The 19970-nt window shown below is 41.5% G+C and carries 15 protein-coding genes and 2 tRNA genes; 3 read left to right on the top strand and 14 right to left on the bottom strand.

The features are described from left to right. The first annotated feature begins 10 nt into the window (after positions 1-10). The 3 genes from J3U64_RS02240 to J3U64_RS02230 all read left to right on the top strand — a co-directional run bounded on the left by J3U64_RS02240 (position 11) and on the right by J3U64_RS02230 (position 1669). Positions 11-1351 (top strand): deoxyguanosinetriphosphate triphosphohydrolase, encoded by a 1341-nt coding sequence (locus J3U64_RS02240; RefSeq protein WP_267408129.1) that lies wholly within the window; start codon positions 11-13, stop codon positions 1349-1351. A 156-nt stretch (positions 1352-1507) separates the two neighbouring features. Continuing rightward, a tRNA-Arg gene (locus J3U64_RS02235) sits at positions 1508-1584 on the top strand. Between the two features lie 10 nt (positions 1585-1594). Then, positions 1595-1669, top strand: a tRNA-Glu gene (locus J3U64_RS02230). Positions 1670-2281: 612 nt separating this feature from the next. Here the strand turns inward: J3U64_RS02230 and recG are convergent. From recG to glnA, 14 genes are all read right to left on the bottom strand, one after another. Then, the gene (recG, locus tag J3U64_RS02225) at positions 2282-4318 is read right to left on the bottom strand and encodes an ATP-dependent DNA helicase RecG (protein ID WP_267408128.1); all 2037 of its coding nucleotides are present in this window, start codon (positions 4316-4318) and stop codon (positions 2282-2284) included. Between the two features lie 223 nt (positions 4319-4541). Then, the gene (ilvD, locus tag J3U64_RS02220) at positions 4542-6410 is read right to left on the bottom strand and encodes a dihydroxy-acid dehydratase (protein WP_267408127.1); all 1869 of its coding nucleotides are present in this window, start codon (positions 6408-6410) and stop codon (positions 4542-4544) included. A gap of 1191 nt (positions 6411-7601) precedes the next feature. Next, complete coding sequence (locus J3U64_RS02215) at positions 7602-8180, bottom strand: RDD family protein (RefSeq protein ID WP_267408126.1); 579 nt, start codon at positions 8178-8180, stop codon at positions 7602-7604. Positions 8181-8437: 257 nt separating this feature from the next. After that, the gene (locus J3U64_RS02210) at positions 8438-9088 is read right to left on the bottom strand and encodes an RDD family protein (RefSeq protein ID WP_267408125.1); all 651 of its coding nucleotides are present in this window, start codon (positions 9086-9088) and stop codon (positions 8438-8440) included. Between the two features lie 154 nt (positions 9089-9242). After that, on the bottom strand, positions 9243-9659 hold the full coding sequence (gene nusB, locus J3U64_RS02205; protein ID WP_100152718.1) for a transcription antitermination factor NusB: 417 nt from the start codon (positions 9657-9659) through the stop codon (positions 9243-9245). Positions 9660-9693: 34 nt separating this feature from the next. After that, positions 9694-10146 (bottom strand): 6,7-dimethyl-8-ribityllumazine synthase, encoded by a 453-nt coding sequence (gene ribH / locus J3U64_RS02200; protein ID WP_100139918.1) that lies wholly within the window; start codon positions 10144-10146, stop codon positions 9694-9696. 130 nt (positions 10147-10276) lie between these two features. After that, the gene (locus J3U64_RS02195) at positions 10277-11173 is read right to left on the bottom strand and encodes a DMT family transporter (protein WP_267408124.1); all 897 of its coding nucleotides are present in this window, start codon (positions 11171-11173) and stop codon (positions 10277-10279) included. Between the two features lie 150 nt (positions 11174-11323). Beyond that, positions 11324-12412 (bottom strand): bifunctional 3,4-dihydroxy-2-butanone-4-phosphate synthase/GTP cyclohydrolase II, encoded by a 1089-nt coding sequence (gene ribBA / locus J3U64_RS02190; protein ID WP_370386422.1) that lies wholly within the window; start codon positions 12410-12412, stop codon positions 11324-11326. 1324 nt (positions 12413-13736) lie between these two features. Then, a complete protein-coding gene (locus tag J3U64_RS02185) occupies positions 13737-14096 on the bottom strand; it encodes a DUF805 domain-containing protein (protein WP_267408123.1) in 360 nt (119 codons plus the stop codon). 230 nt (positions 14097-14326) lie between these two features. Next, the gene (locus J3U64_RS02180) at positions 14327-14935 is read right to left on the bottom strand and encodes a riboflavin synthase subunit alpha (protein ID WP_267408122.1); all 609 of its coding nucleotides are present in this window, start codon (positions 14933-14935) and stop codon (positions 14327-14329) included. A 22-nt stretch (positions 14936-14957) separates the two neighbouring features. Beyond that, positions 14958-15455, bottom strand: coding sequence for an acyl-CoA thioesterase (locus tag J3U64_RS02175; RefSeq protein ID WP_100139923.1), 498 nt, complete (start codon positions 15453-15455; stop codon positions 14958-14960). Positions 15456-15538: 83 nt separating this feature from the next. Next, entirely contained in the window at positions 15539-16615 is a 1077-nt protein-coding gene (gene corA, locus J3U64_RS02170) for a magnesium/cobalt transporter CorA (protein WP_267408121.1), read from the bottom strand. Positions 16616-16638: 23 nt separating this feature from the next. After that, positions 16639-18138: an exopolyphosphatase gene (ppx, locus tag J3U64_RS02165; RefSeq protein ID WP_267408120.1), complete on the bottom strand. Its 1500-nt coding sequence runs from the start codon at positions 18136-18138 to the stop codon at positions 16639-16641. Positions 18139-18490: 352 nt separating this feature from the next. After that, positions 18491-19909 (bottom strand): type I glutamate--ammonia ligase, encoded by a 1419-nt coding sequence (gene glnA, locus J3U64_RS02160; RefSeq protein WP_100139927.1) that lies wholly within the window; start codon positions 19907-19909, stop codon positions 18491-18493. Positions 19910-19970: the final 61 nt, after the last annotated feature.

Genomic DNA, 19970 nt, shown 5'->3' with positions numbered 1-19970 from the left:
TCGATACAGGATGAACTGGAAACAACTGTTAAGTACCCAGCGTTTTAAACCGAACAATGGCAGTATCGTCCCAACCGTAACCGCGTCCAGTGAAGAAGGTGCAGAAGCTCTACGTACAGATTTTCATATAGACTATGACCGTGTGGTGTTTTCCAGTGGTTTTCGCCGGCTAGCACGTAAAACACAGGTGCATCCATTTGCTTTACATGACCACACACACAATCGCCTGACACATAGTGTAGAAGTGGCTAGTGTGGGACGTAGCCTGGGGAATCGAGTCGGCGTAATGCTTGCAAAAGGTGATTTTTTACCACCAGACAGTCACCCAGCTGATATCGGAGCCATTGTACAGGTGGCTTGTTTAGCACATGATTTTGGCAATCCGCCATTTGGCCATACTGGTGAAGAGGCTTTGCGTGAATGGTTCCGTGATCCGCAACATGCCCATTATTTACATAAACTCAGTGCCGTTGAACGCAATGATATTGAAACTTACGAAGGTAATGCACATAGCCTGCGTCTGGTAGCTAGTCTGGAAATGTATCAGAATGATGGCGGAATGAGGCTCACAGCGGCGGTTATCGGCGCTTTAATGAAATATCCCTGGACAAGTTCAGCACAAAAAGGGCGAAGTAAATTCAATATTTATCAGACTGAACTGCCTTTTATTCGCTGCGTAGCACAACAGCTAGGCTTGCTTACTGCGGGTGAGAATCAATGGGTACGGCATCCTTTATCCTATCTGATGGAAGCGGCTGATGATATTTGCTATGCATTACTCGATCTAGAAGATGCAGTCGAACTGGAACTATTGCAGGTAAAAGAAGTTGAGCAAATTTTATCTAGACTGATCAATCAGGAATATAACTTGCATTCAGACACTAGTCAGGCACACTGTGCACGATTGCGCGGTATCGCCATTGGCCGTGCTGTAGATGATATCGCGCATACCTTTATCAAGTATCATGGAGATTTATTAAACGGCGAATTTCGCGGTAAAGATCTTATTGAGCTGGCAAGTCCTGATGTTAGTGATGCGCTTAATGCTGCTAAGGATTTGGCATGTAAACGCATATTTCGTCATCAGAGCAAATTAATTACCGAAATCGCTACTTTCCCCTGTCTTGGTTCGATAATGGGTCTGCTGGTACCAGCAGTACATGACTTTATTAAAACCGACAAAATGAGCAAGCGGCAGGAGCTGGCTTTGTCATTATTGAAAGAGCAGAAACTAACTCGTGACGATAATTTGTATCAGGCTTATATGAAAGTGCTGGATTTTGTTGGCGGGATGACGGATAACACAGCAGCGAAGCTGGCACGCGAAGTGTCGGGTATTGGCATGTTGTAATTATTAGCACTGATTAAATGGATAAATAATTATTTAAATCATGTGTATAAATATTATTTTTAATTTTGTGCGGTTTTTTTCTTGCCAAGAAGCAAATTATTGCGTATTATCGCGCTTCTTGATTTTCGGTGACTCTTAAACGAGTTCGAAAGCAGTGCACCCGTAGCTCAGTTGGATAGAGTATCTGGCTACGAACCAGAGGGTCGGGCGTTCGAATCGCTCCGGGTGCACCATCAAGTTAACGCGCCCATCGTCTAGCGGTTAGGACATCGCCCTTTCACGGCGGTAACCGGGGTTCGATTCCCCGTGGGCGTGCCAGATTCTAAAAACCTGTTTGATTGTTCAAACAGGTTTTTTTTATTTTCTTATCTAGAAAAAAGAATAATCTGACTATTCATAGGTAATAAAATACAGATACAATGACGCATTTGGGATAAATATTTGAAATATTAAATAATTTATGATTGTCATAAAGTCAGGCTGAAATCATAATTGCATTTTATAAATGAGATATATATCTGCTAACGTAGAATATATGTTTATCAGTTATGCTTGAAGCTATTACTGTTGAATAACGGCCACTTGAAATCAATTTCGGATTTTGTCTTAACCGATGATAGTTGCTGGTTTGCTTTCCCAAATATCATTCAAGTATAAGATGGCATAAAAAAAGAAATAATTTTAAAAAATATATAAATACAAATGGTATTAATATATTGATAAATAATGAAATCATTATAATTATATTCAATAATCCTAAACAATTCATTCAGACATCGATAGATAAAACGAGCTAAAGAATGCACAGATTAATCTTGAGCGGAATTTTGAACTTATAAATGATGAAAAACTTAAAAAGGGATCGATTTTTTTAAAAATTGTGTGCAAGTAAAGTGTTAGTAGGATTTTAAATCCGGTAACCATCATCCTTTATACACCAAGATAAGCAGCTCGTTGCGCCAGCCAGCGCTGTAAATGCTTTCTGACCACTTGTGGTTGCTGATTAATCAGCAATGGTGCCAGATTGCGGGCTTTTTCCAGTAAGGGCAAGTCCTCTTCCAAATTTGCAAAACGCAGCATTGGTACACCGCTTTGACGCGCGCCAAGAAACTCTCCCGGTCCACGGATATTCAAATCCTGCCGAGCAATCTCAAATCCATCGGTATTTTCATAAATCACTTTCAAACGGGCTTTTGCCAAATCGCTCAACGGTTCACTAAACAATAAAACACAGCGACTGGCCGCAGAACCACGACCCACACGACCACGTAGCTGATGCAGCTGCGCTAGCCCCATCCGTTCTGCATGTTCAATGACCATCAAGCTGGCATTTGGGACATCTACACCCACTTCAATGACCGTTGTGGCTACCAGCACCTGTATCGTGCCAGCCGCAAATGCGGCCATCACTTCTGCTTTTTCCGTCGATTTCATGCGCCCATGTATCAGGCCAATGTTTAGCTGGGGTAGTGCCGCTTGTAACTGGGCAACGGTATCAACTGCCGTCTGTAACTGTAATGTTTCCGACTCTTCAATTAACGGGCACACCCAGTACACTTGCCGGCCCTGAATGCAGGTATGTTGTACCAGTTTTTCAACTTCTTGCCGACGCGTACTGTTGACCAGTCGGGTTACTATAGGGGTGCGTCCCGGTGGTAATTCATCAATAACTGAGACGTCCAGATCAGCAAAGAAGCTCATGGCTAATGTGCGTGGTATCGGTGTAGCAGACATCATTAACTGATGTACATCACTGCCCTTATTTTTCAGTGCTAAACGTTGAGCTACGCCAAAGCGGTGCTGTTCATCAACAATGACTAAACCCAAATTATGAAACGAAACATCTTCCTGAAACAGGGCATGTGTACCCACAGCGAGTTGCAATGTTCCATTTGCCAGCTCTGTTTTGGTTTTTTCTCTAGCTTTTTTGCGCACACTGCCCGAGAGCCAGCCAACTGTTATGCCTTGAGAGGCAAACCATTGTTGAAATTTCAGATAATGTTGTTCTGCCAGAATTTCTGTGGGCGCCATTATTGCAACCTGAAAACCTGCTTCCACCGCAATAGCGGCGGCCAGTGCACATACAATGGTTTTACCACTGCCTACATCTCCCTGTAATAGACGATGCATTGGATGTGTTTGTGCCAGATCGGTTTTGATTTCATTAATAGCACGTTGCTGGGGACTGGTTAAAGCAAAACCTAAATTTGTCTGTAGAAGCTTGCTGATGTGTCCATCACCAGATAAAGCTGCAGCATGTCCTTTTAATCGCTGCTGGCGTGCCAGCCGCATCGATAGTTGCTGTGCCAGTAACTCATCAAATTTCAATCGTTGCCAGGCAGGTAAGGTGCCTTGATGTAAATCCTGTACTGAGTATTCTGGTGGAGGAGAATGCAGAAATTTCAGACTTTGTAATAATGGTGGTAAGTGCAATTGCTGCAATAGCTCATCAGGTAATGTATCGTCGTCAGGCAGATGTTTCAGTGCGGCCTGAATCAGCCGCCGCAATGCAGGTTGATTCAGGCCATTAACCGTGGGATAAACAGGAGTTAGACTTTCTGATAGTCCTTGCTCAATATCAGTGCGGATTTTTGGATGCACCATTTCATCACCAAAAAAACCGTGTCTGATTTCTCCCAACGCCCGAATCACTTTTCCTTCTGCTAGTTGCTTTTGCTGACTGGGGTAAAAGTGAATGAATCGCAGATACAGAACATGTCCGGATAAATCTTGTACTTGTACGATTAACTGCTTACGGGGACGAAACTGGATTTGCTGATGAATGACTGTGGCTTCAATCTGTACGGGAATACCGGCACGAGCATCGGCAATTGGGGTAATATGAGTTTCATCCTCATAGCGTAAAGGCAGATGCAGAGCCAGATCCCAGATATTATTGATATTGAGCTTGGCCAGTTTAGCCTGTGTGGCGGTACTGACAGGGAAAGGAAAATCTGCTGTAGACATGGTCAGACAGTTAAGAAACAGGAAATATCCTTGTTAACATAACACGATTACACGCATCATGCTATTCCTGCTGATATCATGTAGATGTAATAATTAAGAAACTTTGGCTGCCAAATAATTTTTTATGAGCAAAACCAGAAATAGAGTTATATTAAGTATAAAAAATACCCGTTTTACAGATCAAGTTTTAATTTCGTTGCAAAACGGGTAATGTTTAGACTAATTAATCCTGTCTCTCTACCTGAGATACATCACGTACAGCACCAGTATCGGCACTTGTAGTCATGGCGGCATAAGCGCGCAATGCAACGGAAACATGGCGTTGACGTTTTACCGGTTTCCATGCACGAGCACCACGGCTTTCCATTTCTGCTCGACGCTGCGCTAATTCTGCATCGGTGACTGCTAAATGTATGCGTCGCTGCGGAATGTCAATTTCAATGATATCGCCCTCATGCACCAGCCCAATATTGCCACCTTCGGCTGCTTCAGGAGAAGCATGTCCGATAGACAAACCGGATGTACCACCGGAAAAACGGCCGTCGGTGAGTAGAGCACAGGCTTTGCCCAGACCTTTGGATTTCAGGTAACTGGTCGGGTAGAGCATTTCCTGCATACCGGGCCCCCCTTTGGGACCTTCATAACGAATAACGACAACATCGCCAGCCACAATCTGATTACCCAGTATCGCTTCAACAGCTTCATCCTGACTTTCAAATACACGGGCACGGCCAGTGAATTTCAGAATACTATCGTCGACACCGGCGGTTTTCACCACACAGCCACGTTCAGCCAGATTACCAAACAACACCGCCAAACCGCCATCCTGAGAGTAGGCATGCTCTTTATCACGAATACAACCGTTTTCGCGATCTAAATCAAGCTCAGGCCAGATGCAGCTTTGTGAAAAAGCCTCAGTAGAGCGTACACCGCCCGGAGCTGCCTGATAACGGTGACGGGCATCAGTATTGGCTGGATTGCCGATGTCCCAATGGGCGATGGCTTCGGCCAATGTAGGCATATGGACAGTGTGTACACTGGTATCCAGCAACCCGGCACGATTAAGCTGGGACAGAATGGCCATCACACCTCCGGCGCGATGGACATCTTCCATATGGTATTTTTGTGTGGCCGGTGCCACCTTGCACAGACAGGGTACATGCCGGCTCAACTGATCAATATCTGCCATTTTAAAATTCACACCAGCTTCAGTCGCAGCGGCAAGTAGGTGTAATACCGTATTGGTAGAACCTCCCATGGCAATATCCAGACTCATGGCATTATTGAACGCAGCCTTAGTTGCAATACTTCGTGGCAGCACACTGCAATCATCCTGTTCATAATAGCGTTTGGCAAGCTCAACAATTCGTCGGCCGGCCTCAAGGAACAGCTCTTTGCGTAGACTATGAGTGGCCAATAGTGAGCCATTACCGGGTAAAGATAAGCCCAGTGCCTCTGTCAGGCAATTCATAGAATTAGCGGTAAACATACCCGAACATGAACCACAGGTTGGGCAGGCACTGCGCTCCACTTTAGCAACGGTTTCATCGCTGATTTTATCGTTACCGGCCTCAATCATGGCATCAATCAGATCCAGTTTGCGTGTGTGCTGCTGGCCGTCTGTAGTGGCGATGATTTTACCGGCTTCCATAGGTCCACCGGAAACAAATATAGTCGGAATATTAAGACGCATTGATGCCATTAGCATTCCCGGGGTGATTTTGTCACAATTGGATATGCACACCAAGGCATCAGCGCAATGCGCATTAACCATATATTCAACGCTATCTGCAATCAAATCGCGTGAGGGTAGACTGTAAAGCATACCTTCATGCCCCATGGCGATGCCATCATCTACGGCAATAGTATTAAATTCTTTAGCGATCCCGCCGGAACGCTCAATTTCACGTGCAACCAATTGACCGATATTGTGTAGATGTACGTGGCCTGGTACAAATTGAGTAAAAGAGTTGGCAATAGCGATAATTGGTTTGCCAAAATCTTGATCGGCGACGCCGGTGGCGCGCCATAGTGCACGCGCACCGGCCATATTTCGCCCGTGTGTGGATGTCTGCGAACGGTATTGTGGCATGATGCATTCCCTTGTATTGTTTTTTATGTGTAAATGTAAAACAACTGTCAGCTATGGTACGCAGGCAGTTGATGTTTGTAAACTCAAAGCATGCTCTGATTACAATTGTTTTGGCTAAATAGTCTTCAAGCGTACGATGGAAATTCTCAGTACGAAACAGCATCATCATACAAATGACATAAAATAGTGCAATATGATTGGGTTAATTCAATGTAGGAATGATATTTGGATAGATAATCAAATTTATTGTTAGATTAATGACTATTAGCCCAAAAAAGACAATACAGAACGCATTAAAACTGTCCCTATAAACCTGGGATTGTTTCTGTTAATCACGATCACTATTATGACTATTAGTTTTTGCCAAATTTTTGCCTTTTGGTACTCATTAATATACTCTGGCCAACAAAAAAGATTATAAAGGTAAAAAAACACCTAATACGATATCGAATTTTTGAGCCATTTTGCTGTGGAATATTACACCAAAAAGGTAAATAAAATCGTTCCTAGCATTAATCACAGATATAAAATAAGTCAGTTAACGATAACCGTTATGGTACGTTTCTAAGGTGAAGCTAGCTCAACTTTAATTTCAGACTCATCGAATGAAAACGGCTCATATAAATATTTTGTGATTAAAAATTGGAAATTATCAGTTATATATATCGATAAGATTCAGAACCAATAACAGCTGACAATGTGTAATATGATAATACTTATAAGAATCAACAGATGATAAAACGGTTAGCCGACTCGATATACATTAAAACCTAGTATAAACAATTATTTTAGAAATAGTTCCAAATGACGCTGAACTTAGTATCTTATTATTTCATGGTAATATATTATTAATTGATATTAATGAGCGCATATTGCAAAATATTTAGAAAAAATTTTTTTAAACTAATTTTCTTGATTTGCATAAATGTATTTGGTAATTATTGTATTAAAAACATAATTTGATTAATTATTTAAATTTATATAATAAGGTGAGTGAAAGCAAAGCATGATATGAATAAAGTTGTTTTCTATATTGATTATCTGTTAGTTGATAGAGCAGCTTATATCACTGCTCTATCTGATTTGGTTAACTGACTCACTAATGCTTGTCATCATAGTTTAAAACAGTCTATGTTGTTTTAAAAATAAATTTATATATAAAAATATTTAGTTAATTCATACATACTATGTTTAGTTATTAACTTTGATTACTATTGTGCGGGCTAAATAATCCTGAAGTGTACGATGGAGGGTTTTTTTTCTAAAAAGCATTACTAGCAGAATAAATGGTATTAGATATTCAAAAAAATTACTGGTTAATGTGTCAGGAAAATTTAAGAGACCCACAAAAATAAACGTTAATATTAACGAAACAATAGTGGCAATCATATTAAAAACCATTTCACGGAGTAAAACTGTACCGATAAATCCAGGATTTCGTCCATCCATGCCAATAACTTTGATATTCATCATCCGCTTGCCTAACGATTGACCTTTTTTACTCATTAATATAATTTGCCAGATTCCATAAATGGCTAGCGGTATCATTATCCATAATACAGGTCCTATCAGATTATAACCTATAGATTTTGATCGAATCATTTCTATGATAAGGATGATTATTCCTGGTGTTACAACTATCGATGTCAACAGAGTATTGATGATGTAGGCGGCAATTCTGTTCCACGGACTAGCCAGTTCAACTTCTGTTTCTTTTTCAGACTGAGCATCCACGAGATTAGAATAAAAATTTTCGAGGTTATTAGGCATAATAATTGTCTATCGGTTATTGTAAAGGATGGGTTAAGTTTATAATTCAATGCTATTATTTAAGCATTTAAAATCAAATATTCTAAAGATTGCTATTTGTTTTTTCAATGTTTTGAAAATTAATATTCAAAATAGTTGCTGAATTTCTATGTATTTTTTCTTAAGTTTTAGATGTAAGTGGTATGTCAACATAAGAAATAGGTGTGGCGTAATTTTTACTTAATCGACATTAATTATACAATCACAAATACAGCTGCTCATTTAGGGAGTGTAATTCTGATTCTTTTATCTTTAACGGTATTTTTAGTAGAAACAACAATGGTACCAGCCATAAAATCCTGAAATGTACGTCGGTTCCATTTTTTAATAAATACCATAGCAGGAACTAACATAAATACAAAATATCCGATACCGAGTGTGATTAAACTAAAAACAATTACCAGAATTTGATAAATTAATTCACGCAAAATTACATTACGGGCAAAGCGAGGATTTTCTCCATTTGTTCGGATGACCCAGATTTTAAGTATGCGTTTACCTATAGATTGTCCGTATTTGCTCATCCAGTAAACCTGCCATAAAGTATAAACAATCAGTACAATAAAGGTTAAACCAATAATAAATTTTGTGGCAGGCTGGCTTATCCAGCTTACAAAATCTAGACTTGGATACTGATGTAGATCAGTTGCATTATCTGTATCGTAATCGGCATTATCTGGGATCGATAAACACATTTGAATATATAAAGGTATAAAAATCAAAGAAGTTAATACCTGATTGATCATTACGGCGCTCATACGATGGGCGGGGGAGGCCAGCTCCAGTCCATCTTTTGGCAGAGCAGGACAGTATTGCTGGTGTATGCCTAGATTTGAAACTGAAATTTTTATATTAGATTTATTTTGCATAAAATACTCAAGGAAATTATATACACTATTGTAAATATAGGATGAATTTTACGTAATATATGTTAAATATTATAAATTATGATCAGTACTTCTTTTGTAAAAAAAGCAGACTGTTTGTCAGTCTGCTTGTCATTCTGCAAAAATAAAACTTGTTTTAAGATGTAGTTCTCAGTTCGGCAGAAAGTTTATCCAGAATCCCATTGATGAATTTGTAGCCATCAGTTCCTCCAAAGGTTTTGGTAATTTCTATAGCTTCATTAATAATGACGGGATGGGGTGTTTCTGGCATAGCGGAAAGTTCATGACAAGCCATTAACAATACAGCACGCTCCACTGGACTCAGCTCGTCTTCATGTCGGTCCAGTAGCGGACGGATTCGTTTCATATAATCGCGCTGGTTGTTATAGGCACCGAAAAAAATCTGTGTAAATAATTCGCCGTCGGCTTTGGCAAAATACTCATTGTCACGAATATTCTGGGCAATAATGGCGGCGGATTCTTCTTTGTTTAGCTGAGCTTGATACAGAGCCTGTACTGCAAACTGACGGGCACGCCGGCGTGGAGTGATCATTGACATGTATAAGGTGTCCTTGTTCGGAAAATAATTAATATTTGGTTTTAAGCAAATTGGCCATTTCAATGGCCACCACCGCAGCTTCACTGCCTTTGTTATACATGCGTGCCAGTGCCTGTGCATCATTTTCGGTGGTAAGAATGGCATTGGCAATCGGAATTTGGTGTTCTAGACTGATTCGGGATACGCCTGCGGCAGCTTCATTGGATACCAGTTCGAAATGGTAGGTTTCACCACGAATCACTACGCCAATAGCAACTAAAGCGTCGAATTTTCCGCTGCGAGCCATGCTTTGTAATACCAGAGGTACTTCCAATGCACCGGGAACTGTGGCCAGTGTGATATCGTTATCGTTTACCCCTAGTTTAACCAGACGATCAGTGCAGGCTTTAACCAGTTCTACGCCAATCGGATTGGTAAAACGTGCCTGTACAATGCCGATATGCAGACCGGTACCATTATGTTCTGGGGTAATGATATTCATTTGATTTCCTTTTGTCAGTTTAGCCAGAAGCGTAAAGTGTAAGAACAGACAAATATGTTCACGCTCTTACAACGCTAATGCTGGTATTTATCGGACTGATTTTACCGAATTTGCTGATGGGGTGGAATGCCTATGCGGTTTTTTTCGGATTGTGTCTGGGTTTGAGTGAACCCAGATAGATGGCTAGAAGAGTTAAAGCTGTTCCTGTCCATTGGACTGCGTTAATGGGTTTATTGAGGATAAAAAAGTCTATTAATATGGCAGCCACTGGTTCGCTCAGTAATAACAGTCCGGTTAAGGTTAATGATAGGAGGGGTACGGCATAGGCAATCAATCCCCATGCAAAACATTGCATGACTACGCCGTAAATCATTATCAGCAGCACATCCTTCATGCTTGATGGCCAAAAACGATGAGTGTCTATCAGAATGCTGGGTACAATTAATGCAGCTACTGCCCCTACGCTTACCAGCAGCATGAGTGGAAATAATGAAACTGGTTCTGCCTGATGTGCCTGCCGGATACAGGCCATAGAGGCAGCCATGGCACCGCCTGAAATCAGGCCGATAAATATGCCGTATCCGCCATGGCTGTTGTGATGCAGCTCAGGATGGGCAATGAGTATAATGCCGATTACAGACAACAGCATGCTGAATAATTGTAGTTTACTCTGTCGTTCACCGAAGAAAAACCATGCGATGGCAGCTAGAAAAAAAATCTGCATGCTGTTGAGTAAAGTAGAAATTCCAGGCCCAACAGCGTGAATACTTTCATGCCAGAAAGCCAGATCGAAACCTAAAAATACGCCGGACAGAATACAAAACCGTTTAGCCGTACCGCTAGTTGGTAATTTTTGTCCAAAATGTCGGCTGAGCAGCAAAAAAACGATGCCACCTATGAATACGCGCCACAGGGCTACGGCATAGGAACCAATTGAAACAAATTTGACAATCAGACTGCCGAGCCCGAAAACCACGCAGCCAACAGTTAAACCGGAAGCAGCCCATTTTTGTGGGGTGAGTTGCATGAAATTCTATCCTTGAAAGCCACATTACAATAGGCTGTCCGAATTATCTGATGGCAGCAGATGATGACATCAGATAGTTCGGACAGCCTGAGGGTGCGTATTGTATTTCAAATAGGCTACTAAAATATATACTTGTTTCGTAAAGAAATATTATTTAGCAGGTTCTTCAAATCCAGATACTTCAAGACCAAAACCATTCAAACCGGTAAAGGCTGATGGCTTACCCATTACTCGCATACGCTTTACTTTGAGTCCGGCCAGTATTTGTGCACCGATGCCATAGGTTTTGCTGTCCCATTGTCTGGCCTGATGAGTGCCTTTTGGTAAAGTACGGTCGAGCAGGGTAGCACCGGTTTCGGTTCGATGCATAAGAATAATTACGCCAGCATCTGCTTGCTGAATACGAGCCATGGCTTCCGGTAGTGGCCATGTGTGTAGCTGATTCGGTTGTAAAAAATCCATGGCGCTGAATGGTTCGTGTACCCGAACCAATACTTCATCGGCTGTTTCTGGATTGCCTTTTACCAATGCTAGATGAGTTTCTCCTGATAGCTGATCTACATACACATGCTGAGTGAAATCACCCCATGTAGTATGAATGGTGTTGACACCCAATTCTTCTATCAAACTTTCATGGCGGCTGCGGTACTCTATCAGATCAGCGATCGTCCCGATTTTAATGTTGTGTTTTTCGGCAAAAATCTTTAGTTCCGGCATCCTTGCCATGGTACCGTCATCATTGATGATTTCACAGATAACGGCTGCCGGAATCAGACCAGCCAGTTTGGCTAGATCAACGCTGGCTTCAGTATGGCCGGTACGTACCAGCACACCACCTTTTTGTGCACGCAGTGGGAAAATATGGCCTGGTTGTACAATATCTTCTGCCTTTGCGGCTGGTGAAACAGCTGCCTGTACGGTATGAGCACGGTCTGCGGCAGAAATACCGGTAGTGATACCATGAGCTGCTTCAATGGAAACGGTGAAATTGGTGCCATACTGGGCACCATTATTCTGGGTCATCAGGGGCAGGCGTAGACGGTCTACAATTTCTTCTTCTAAAGGTAGGCATACGAGTCCGCGGGCGTACTTAATCATAAAATTGATGGCTTCCGGCGTAACAAATTGTGCCGCCATAATTAAATCGCCTTCGTTTTCACGGTCTTCTGCATCAGTAAGAATAACCATTTTGCCTGCTTTAATGTCGGCAATAATTTCTGGAATGGTGGCAATGCTCATGATGTTTTCAACGCTCCCTTGGCAAAATAATGTGTATTTTACTCCTGATTGGGTGATACCGGATGCTTTAATCTGCACTACTCGCGATGACTTGTGTAGATAGGCTGCAATAAGCTCTTGCTGCTTTGTTGTTTGCTGGAATATGCAGACTATTGAAATATCAGTTAATACAAAAAATACAAAATTTTGTTTCTTCTTTGGTTTACGATATTTTATTGCAGTGTTTATAAATATTTTATTGTTAGGTCGTTCTTCAGGTTTTATTCAGGAATGTTTGGGATGTTTGGTCTATTGGATAATATGTATCCCCTTTGAAATACCATCAGGTTAGATAGACCGCCAAACAAGCTGCGGGCAAAATTTGAAAACCACTACCAATAAAATAATATTCAAAGATAATAGAATGTTGGGTATACCGCAAATACAACCGATTACAATTATTACTTTATAGAGATTATTGGATTTTATTTCAAAAATCCAGACGGTTATTATGTGTATTAGTATTGATACGGCACAAAAATTGATAATGCTAATATATTATTCATGTAATTTGGTTTGGGGATGGTAAGTATTTCCATCATCAATTTTGCAATTATCATGCAATTGTTCAACTCAAACAAACTTAAATCAATAGGCCAAGCGCTGATAAACTATCATAAAAAAACCTGCTAAATAAGATAAGAAAACCTTTTTATTATATTCTATTGTTATATTTGTCTCGCTTTTTAGTATTTAATTTAATTCCGATAAAGCATTATGTTGAATGATTTTTTCTCGCAAGCAGTTTATCTTGTACTGTGTTATTATATTTAAATAATGCCATACAAATATAATTTAAATTAATTTATATGATTTGTTATTCAAGCTTAAATTTAGTTTGATTGGTTAGACAATTTATCTATTTCTCGAATGCTTTTTTTTAAAAAGAAAAATTAAATATATTTGAAATTTGATTAAAATTATATTTTGACTAAGAATAAATTTTGATTTTAGAAATTTTTTGTATTAAGTTTTTAATCATGCATTGGTATAACTGACATTGATTTGTTTAAAAAACGTTAATAAATACACTTTATCAAATAGAGAAGAAATGATTATTTATCATAAATCTTTAACTATTATTCGTATATAGCTTTTTCATTGAGTGCTTACGTTCTTATAAAGCTAAATCTGAGAAACCGATTAAACTGAATACTAAGTTAAGATTATCTTTATTTTAATTTACTAGAATATTTATAAAGCATATTAGTCTGGATATTAATAAAATTCTTATATAGTATTTTTAACCACCCCATGAACATTATTGCAGAGGTGGTTGAAGGTATTAATATTTAGGATTTGGACCGTATTCATTATCACCCGGTGTGGAGTCCAATAGGTTGAAGATAAATATTACTAGTGGGCCGATTATAGGAATTAAGTTTAATAAAATCCACCAGCCAGAACGACTGATATCGTGTAATCGACGCACTTGTACCCCTAAGGCTGGCATAAATAATACTAAACCCCAAATTAATTGAATCATTTTAATGGTTGATTCTTCTAATCCGAGAACAGATGCGATTATACCTATTAAAACGCCAATCAAGAATATTATTAAGGTAAAAAACCAGTATTCTTTACGACGGGCTCGACCTTGGAAATTACAATAATTTGTGGTCATACAGCTGATAAACCATTCCATAACAATAAGTATCCTAGTGTAAAATAATTAAAAATTGCAATAGCTTTATTATTTTAAATATAATTAATAATATATAGTAATTATTTACATATATTATCATTTAATGGTTTGGATTGTTGTTCTTTTCTAATGTTCAGGTTTTCCGTCTGCCTTTTTTATTAAATAGTAATGGCTGATAAGAATGCTTTAAAACAGGGTTTAAAAATTTGGTGTAGCAATGAATTTATTGTTTATGCATGCAATTGCATATATTTTTGCACTGTATCTACGATTGCCTGTGTCTGAGCATCTATCTCTAGATTGATGCAATCGTTTACCTGACATCTTCCAAAAAGTGTCCTGTTCATGGTTTCAGGTATCAGGTGGACATTGAATTCTTCTGTGGTTACCTCACCGATTGTGAGGCTGCATCCATTTAAACCAATAAAGCCTTTGGTGAGAATATAGGGAGCGGCACTAGCTGGTAATTTGAACCAAACTGTCCGATTAGGCGGGGTATCGTCAATGCGGGTTATGCTTGTAGTAGTAAAAATATGTCCGCTCATGATATGGCCACCAATTTCATCACCATAACGGGCGGCGCGTTCAATGTTTACGGCATCACCGATATTTAGTTGGCCGAGATTGGTTCTGGCCAAGCTTTCTGCCATTATATCGAAAGAGACTTTATCACCTTTAATAGCCGTGATGGTGAGGCAGCAGCCATTGTTGGCTACGGAGGCACCGATAGAGAGATTATCGCTGGCGCCTAGAGGCAGGCATACTTGTATAGTGCGCAATTGCTGCTTATCGCTGATAGCGGTGACGATACCTAATCCTTGTACGATGCCTGTAAACATTGATGCTAACTTTCTAAGATATTTAAACGGTTGGTTTGTGTTTGGCTTTAGCTGCTTTCAAGCGTGCTTCCTTACGGATAGCACCTTCCTGAAAACGGCGCGCCTGTTCTTCAGTGCCGATACATAATGGTGGTACTTTAGTAGGTTTACCGTTTTTATCGACGGCTACCATGCTGAAATAACAGCTATTAGTATGGCGGGCACTACGGTGTTGGATATCCTGTGCTTCTACCCGTATGCCTACTTCCATCGAAGTACGGCCTACATGATTGACGGAAGCATAAAAGGTCACCAACTCACCTACATGGATGGGCTCTTTAAAAATTACCTGATCGACGGACAGGGTTACGACGTATTCGCCAGAATAGCGGCTGGCACAGGCATAGGCTACCTGATCTAGCAATTTGAGTAAATCGCCGCCATGAACGTTACCATGAAAATTTGCCAATGCCGGTGTCATAAGTACGGACATAGATAGCTGATGCTGTGCACCTTGCGGTGGTAAGGGTGTAGGAACCATGGTTTTACCTTTGATATGTGTGTTTATATGTGAATAATTGTCTTTCTTTGAAGACTGTGTGTAATTATAAAAGCTGGTAAAGGTTATAACCAGTGGCGCCGGTAAAAATAAATTAACAGGCTAACGATGATGGTTGCCATCAGGCCAAGGACGATATAGTACCCATAGTGCCAGTGCAGCTCGGGGATGTTATCAAAATTCATCCCATATATGCCGGTGAGGACATTCAGAGGCATGACAATGATGGTAATTACAGTGAGCATGCGCATTTGTTCGTTAAGGTGGTTGGACTGATAGGATAGGTGTACATCCATCATGCCTGTTACAGTGTCGCGTGCGCTGTCGAGTGTTTCCATCAGTTGCTGCGTATGGTCGTAGACGTCAAGTAAATAGACGTGTATATCTTGGCTGAATAAAGAAAATTCATTATGTACAATGCGGCCGATGATATCGCGTATAGGTGAGAGGGTACGGCGTAGGCTGATGGCATCGCGTTTGAGCTGATGGATGGACATTAATAGGTTTTTGTTGCTGTTGCTAAATAAGCGTTTATCTAGTCCTTCTACGCGGTTATCAAATTCATCTACAGTTACAAAATAATCGTCTACTATACGGTCCAGTAATGAATAAGCCAGAAAATCAATGCCTTTGCTGTAAATGCTACTGTAATTGTGCTGGATGTATTTGCGAATGATGTGTAGTAAACCTAATGGTTCGAACTGAAAGGTGATGATGTAGTTTTGGCCAATGATGAGATAAATTTGGTTGTACTGAAGTTTCTGCTTTTTATAGACAAAAATACGTGCAGCGACAAATAGATAGTGACCGTAGTCTTCGATTTTTGGACGTTGTTTACGGCTGAGTATATCTTCCATCGCCAGTTCGTGGATGTTGAAAGGCTGTAATAACTGATGTAATTGGTCGTTATCTGTTATACCGACAAGATGAATCCAGGTCAGGCTGTCTTTGCTGAGAGACGGTATGTTTTCTGTGCGGATATCAGCTTCGGTGTAGGTGTGGTTGAGAAACTGGCTGGCATTAATCTGAATGATGGTCATGGATTGTGCCGGCATGTTGCTCACGTTGCTACGGTGAACCAGACTGGGTAGGTTGTGGGTCTGAACCAGTTTGTTACTGGAAACATGTTGCGGTGTACTCATGGGACAACCTCACTGAACAGGTTTCAGATAGCCTTGATTTCAAGCTGCAGGCCTATTTTCTGCCATAGAGCAGATTCCTGCAATAAAGCACTGGCGGTCAGCGGATTATGTTGCAACCATTCTTTGTCAAGACTGATGAGTAGCTGATGGCTGTTTTTGTGATAGTGGATGTCACAGTGATTTACAGGTATCTGTATATCCTGTCTTGCACGGCAAAATAGTACCGCTAGCCGCAGTGACAAGATACCAAGCCACAGCATTTCCTGCTGGCTAAACTCGGCTATTTTACGCAAATCGCCACGTTGTCCTAATACGAGCGTGGCCAATATGTGTTGTTCTTTGCGCGAAAAGCCGGGCATATCTGCCTGATCCAGTATGTAGGCAGCGTGCTTATGAAAGCCTGTGTGTGAAATATCCAGTCCGATTTCATGAAGTAATGCTGCCCAGCGAACGTACTGCTGCCATTGCTCAGGATGATCTGAGCTGATGGAGGCGGTGAGGTGGCTAAATATCATTTGCGCCAAAGTGGCAACTCTCTGTGCCTGAACAGTATCTACATGGTAACGTTTCTGGAAGTCAGCAATGGTTTGGTTGCGCATATCATCGCCAAGCTGGCGACCAATCATGTCGTAGAATACGCCATCGCGTAGAGCTGCATCAGTAATGGTCATTTCGCGGATGCTGAGCTCGGCAAAAGCTGCTGTCATTACGGCCAACCCGCCGGCAAAAACTTCCAGGCGATCAGGTTTTAATCCTTCTAGTCTGGCTTTTTTGGTACTGCCGGCGGCGATGATACGGCTGGCAATTTTCTGCATCTGCGCTGCAGTAATGGCATCAATAGATTCATCTCCAGCGGCGATAACATCGCGGATGGAACGGGCTGAACCCGATGTTCCAATAGCATAGCCCCAGCCAATATTTTTGAGTGCTACAGAGATGCGCTGTATTTCGGCACGTGCGCTATTGACGGCGGCCTGAAAATTTTTGTTATTTATTTTGCCACGTGGAAAAAAGCGCATACTGTAGGAAACACAGCCGAGGCTAAGGCTTTCGGTGATGGCAGGCTGTAATTCATGCCCGATGACAAATTCAGTTGAACCGCCACCAATATCGATAACCAGCATGTTTTCGCCTTTAGGTGGCAGGGTGTGAACCACCCCAGTGTAAATCAGGCGTGCTTCCTCGCGTCCGGCAATGATGTCGATGGGAAAACCCAGTTTGGCTTCGGCAAGAGGCATAAACTGGCTGATGTTTTTGGCTACTCGGAAAGTATTAGTGGCCACAGCACGTACCTGATCGGGACTAAAACCCCGCAGCCGTTCACCGAATCTGGCCAGACAGTCGAGGGCGCGTTGTTGCGAAGACTGATCAAGATTTTTCTGTTCATCAAGACCTGCAGCTAGACGCACCATTTCCTTGATGGAATCGACTACCTGTAAATGGCCATTCTGGTTATGACAAATTTGCAGACGAAAGCTGTTTGAACCAAGGTCTACGGTGGCGAGCATATCTTGCGCGGTCATAATGAAGATGTTTTAACTTTAGACAGACGTAATGTTACCTTATCGTTGTGATAACTGCTATGAATGGCTGTGTGGTGATATGCTTATCGCAAAAAAAAGATACACTTCTGATTTTTGTTATGAAGATTTGTGATGAATGAGGATATTTAAAAAAAGGTCCAGTGCTGCGAAATTGGCTGCAGAAAATTTGCTTGGTTCTAAGCTGAATATGTTGGCTGGCTTTAAGCTGCTTTTGTTTATGCTGGATGCAGCTATATTGAAAATAAGACCGCTACACATTCAGGATAAATGTGCCGAGAGCAATATGATCCTGAGTGTGAACGGTCTGAGTGATTAGTTTAAAGCTGGGCTCTTATAGGCTGTAATACAGTTCGAATTCAAGTGGGTGAGGAGCCATACGAATGCGTTTAACATCTTCGCTCTTGAAATCGATGTAGCTGTCAATCCAGTCCTGACTGAATACACCACCACGAGTGAGGAATTCGTGGTCTGCTTTTAATGCTTCCAATGCTTCCTCCAGAGAGGCGCAGACGGTTGGAACCAATGCATCTTCTTCTGGCGGCAGGTCGTACAGATTTTTATCTGACGGATCGCCCGGATGAATTTTGTTTTGAATACCGTCTAGACCTGCCATCAGCAAGGCGGTAAACGCCAAATACGGGTTGGCGGTAGGGTCTGGAAAGCGTGCTTCGATACGGCGCGCTTTGGCACTGGCTACATAAGGGATGCGGATAGAAGCTGAGCGGTTTTTGGCAGAGTAAGCCAGTTTGGTAGGTGCTTCGAAATGCGGAACCAACCGTTTGTAAGAGTTGGTGGACGGATTGGTAAGTGCGTTCAGTGCTTTGGCATGTTTGATGATGCCGCCGATGTAATACAGAGCCAGATCAGACAGACCGGCATAGCCGTCTCCGGAGAACAGATTCTGGCCGTCTTTCCAAATGGACTGATGTACGTGCATACCTGAACCATTATCACCCAGAATTGGTTTTGGCATAAAGGTGGCAGTTTTACCGAAATTATGAGCTACGTTCTGAATCACGTATTTCATGTCCTGAGTCCAGTCTGCGCGACGAACCAGTGTGTTAAAACGAGTTCCGATTTCCATCTGGCCAGCAGTAGCCACTTCGTGATGATGAACTTCAACCGGAATACCAATGGCTTCTAATGTCTGGGTGCAGGCTGAACGCAGATCCTGTCCTGAATCTACAGGTGCAACTGGAAAATAGCCGCCTTTTACACCCGGACGGTGGCCGGTATTTTGGCCGTCGTAAGATTCGCCACTGGACCATGCAGCTTCTTCAGAATGAATTTTGTAACGGGTGCCGCTCATGTCAGTTTGCCATTCTACGCCGTCAAATACAAAAAATTCAGGTTCTGGTCCGAAGAAAGCGGTATCACCAATGCCTGTTGACTTCAGATAAGCTTCGGCACGTTTGGCAATGGAACGCGGGTCGCGATCGTAGCCCTGACCATTTGCTGGGTCGATAACGTCACAGGTTAAAACTACGGTTGTATCATCATAAAAAGGGTCGATGAATGCAGTGGAGGCATCCGGTTTCAGGGTCATGTCAGAAGCTTGAATACCTTTCCAACCGGCGATGGATGAACCATCAAAGGCCTGCCCGTTTTCAAACCATTCTTCTGGATCTTCCAGCACAATTCGGGCAGGGACAGATACATGCTGTTGTTTGCCTTTGGTATCGGTAAAGCGCAAATCGATAAATTTAGCATCGTTTGCTTCTATCAGGCTGACTACTTCTTTTATTGACATTTTAGGACTCCCATTAAGGTATGGAGAGTGGTGCACTCTCTTGTAAGTTATCTTGATTCTG

The sequence above is a fragment of the Snodgrassella sp. B3800 genome (assembly GCF_026535865.1).
GTDB classification, from domain to species: Bacteria; Pseudomonadota; Gammaproteobacteria; order Burkholderiales; family Neisseriaceae; genus Snodgrassella; species Snodgrassella alvi_E.
This window is presented reverse-complemented; position numbering and strand designations above follow the sequence as displayed.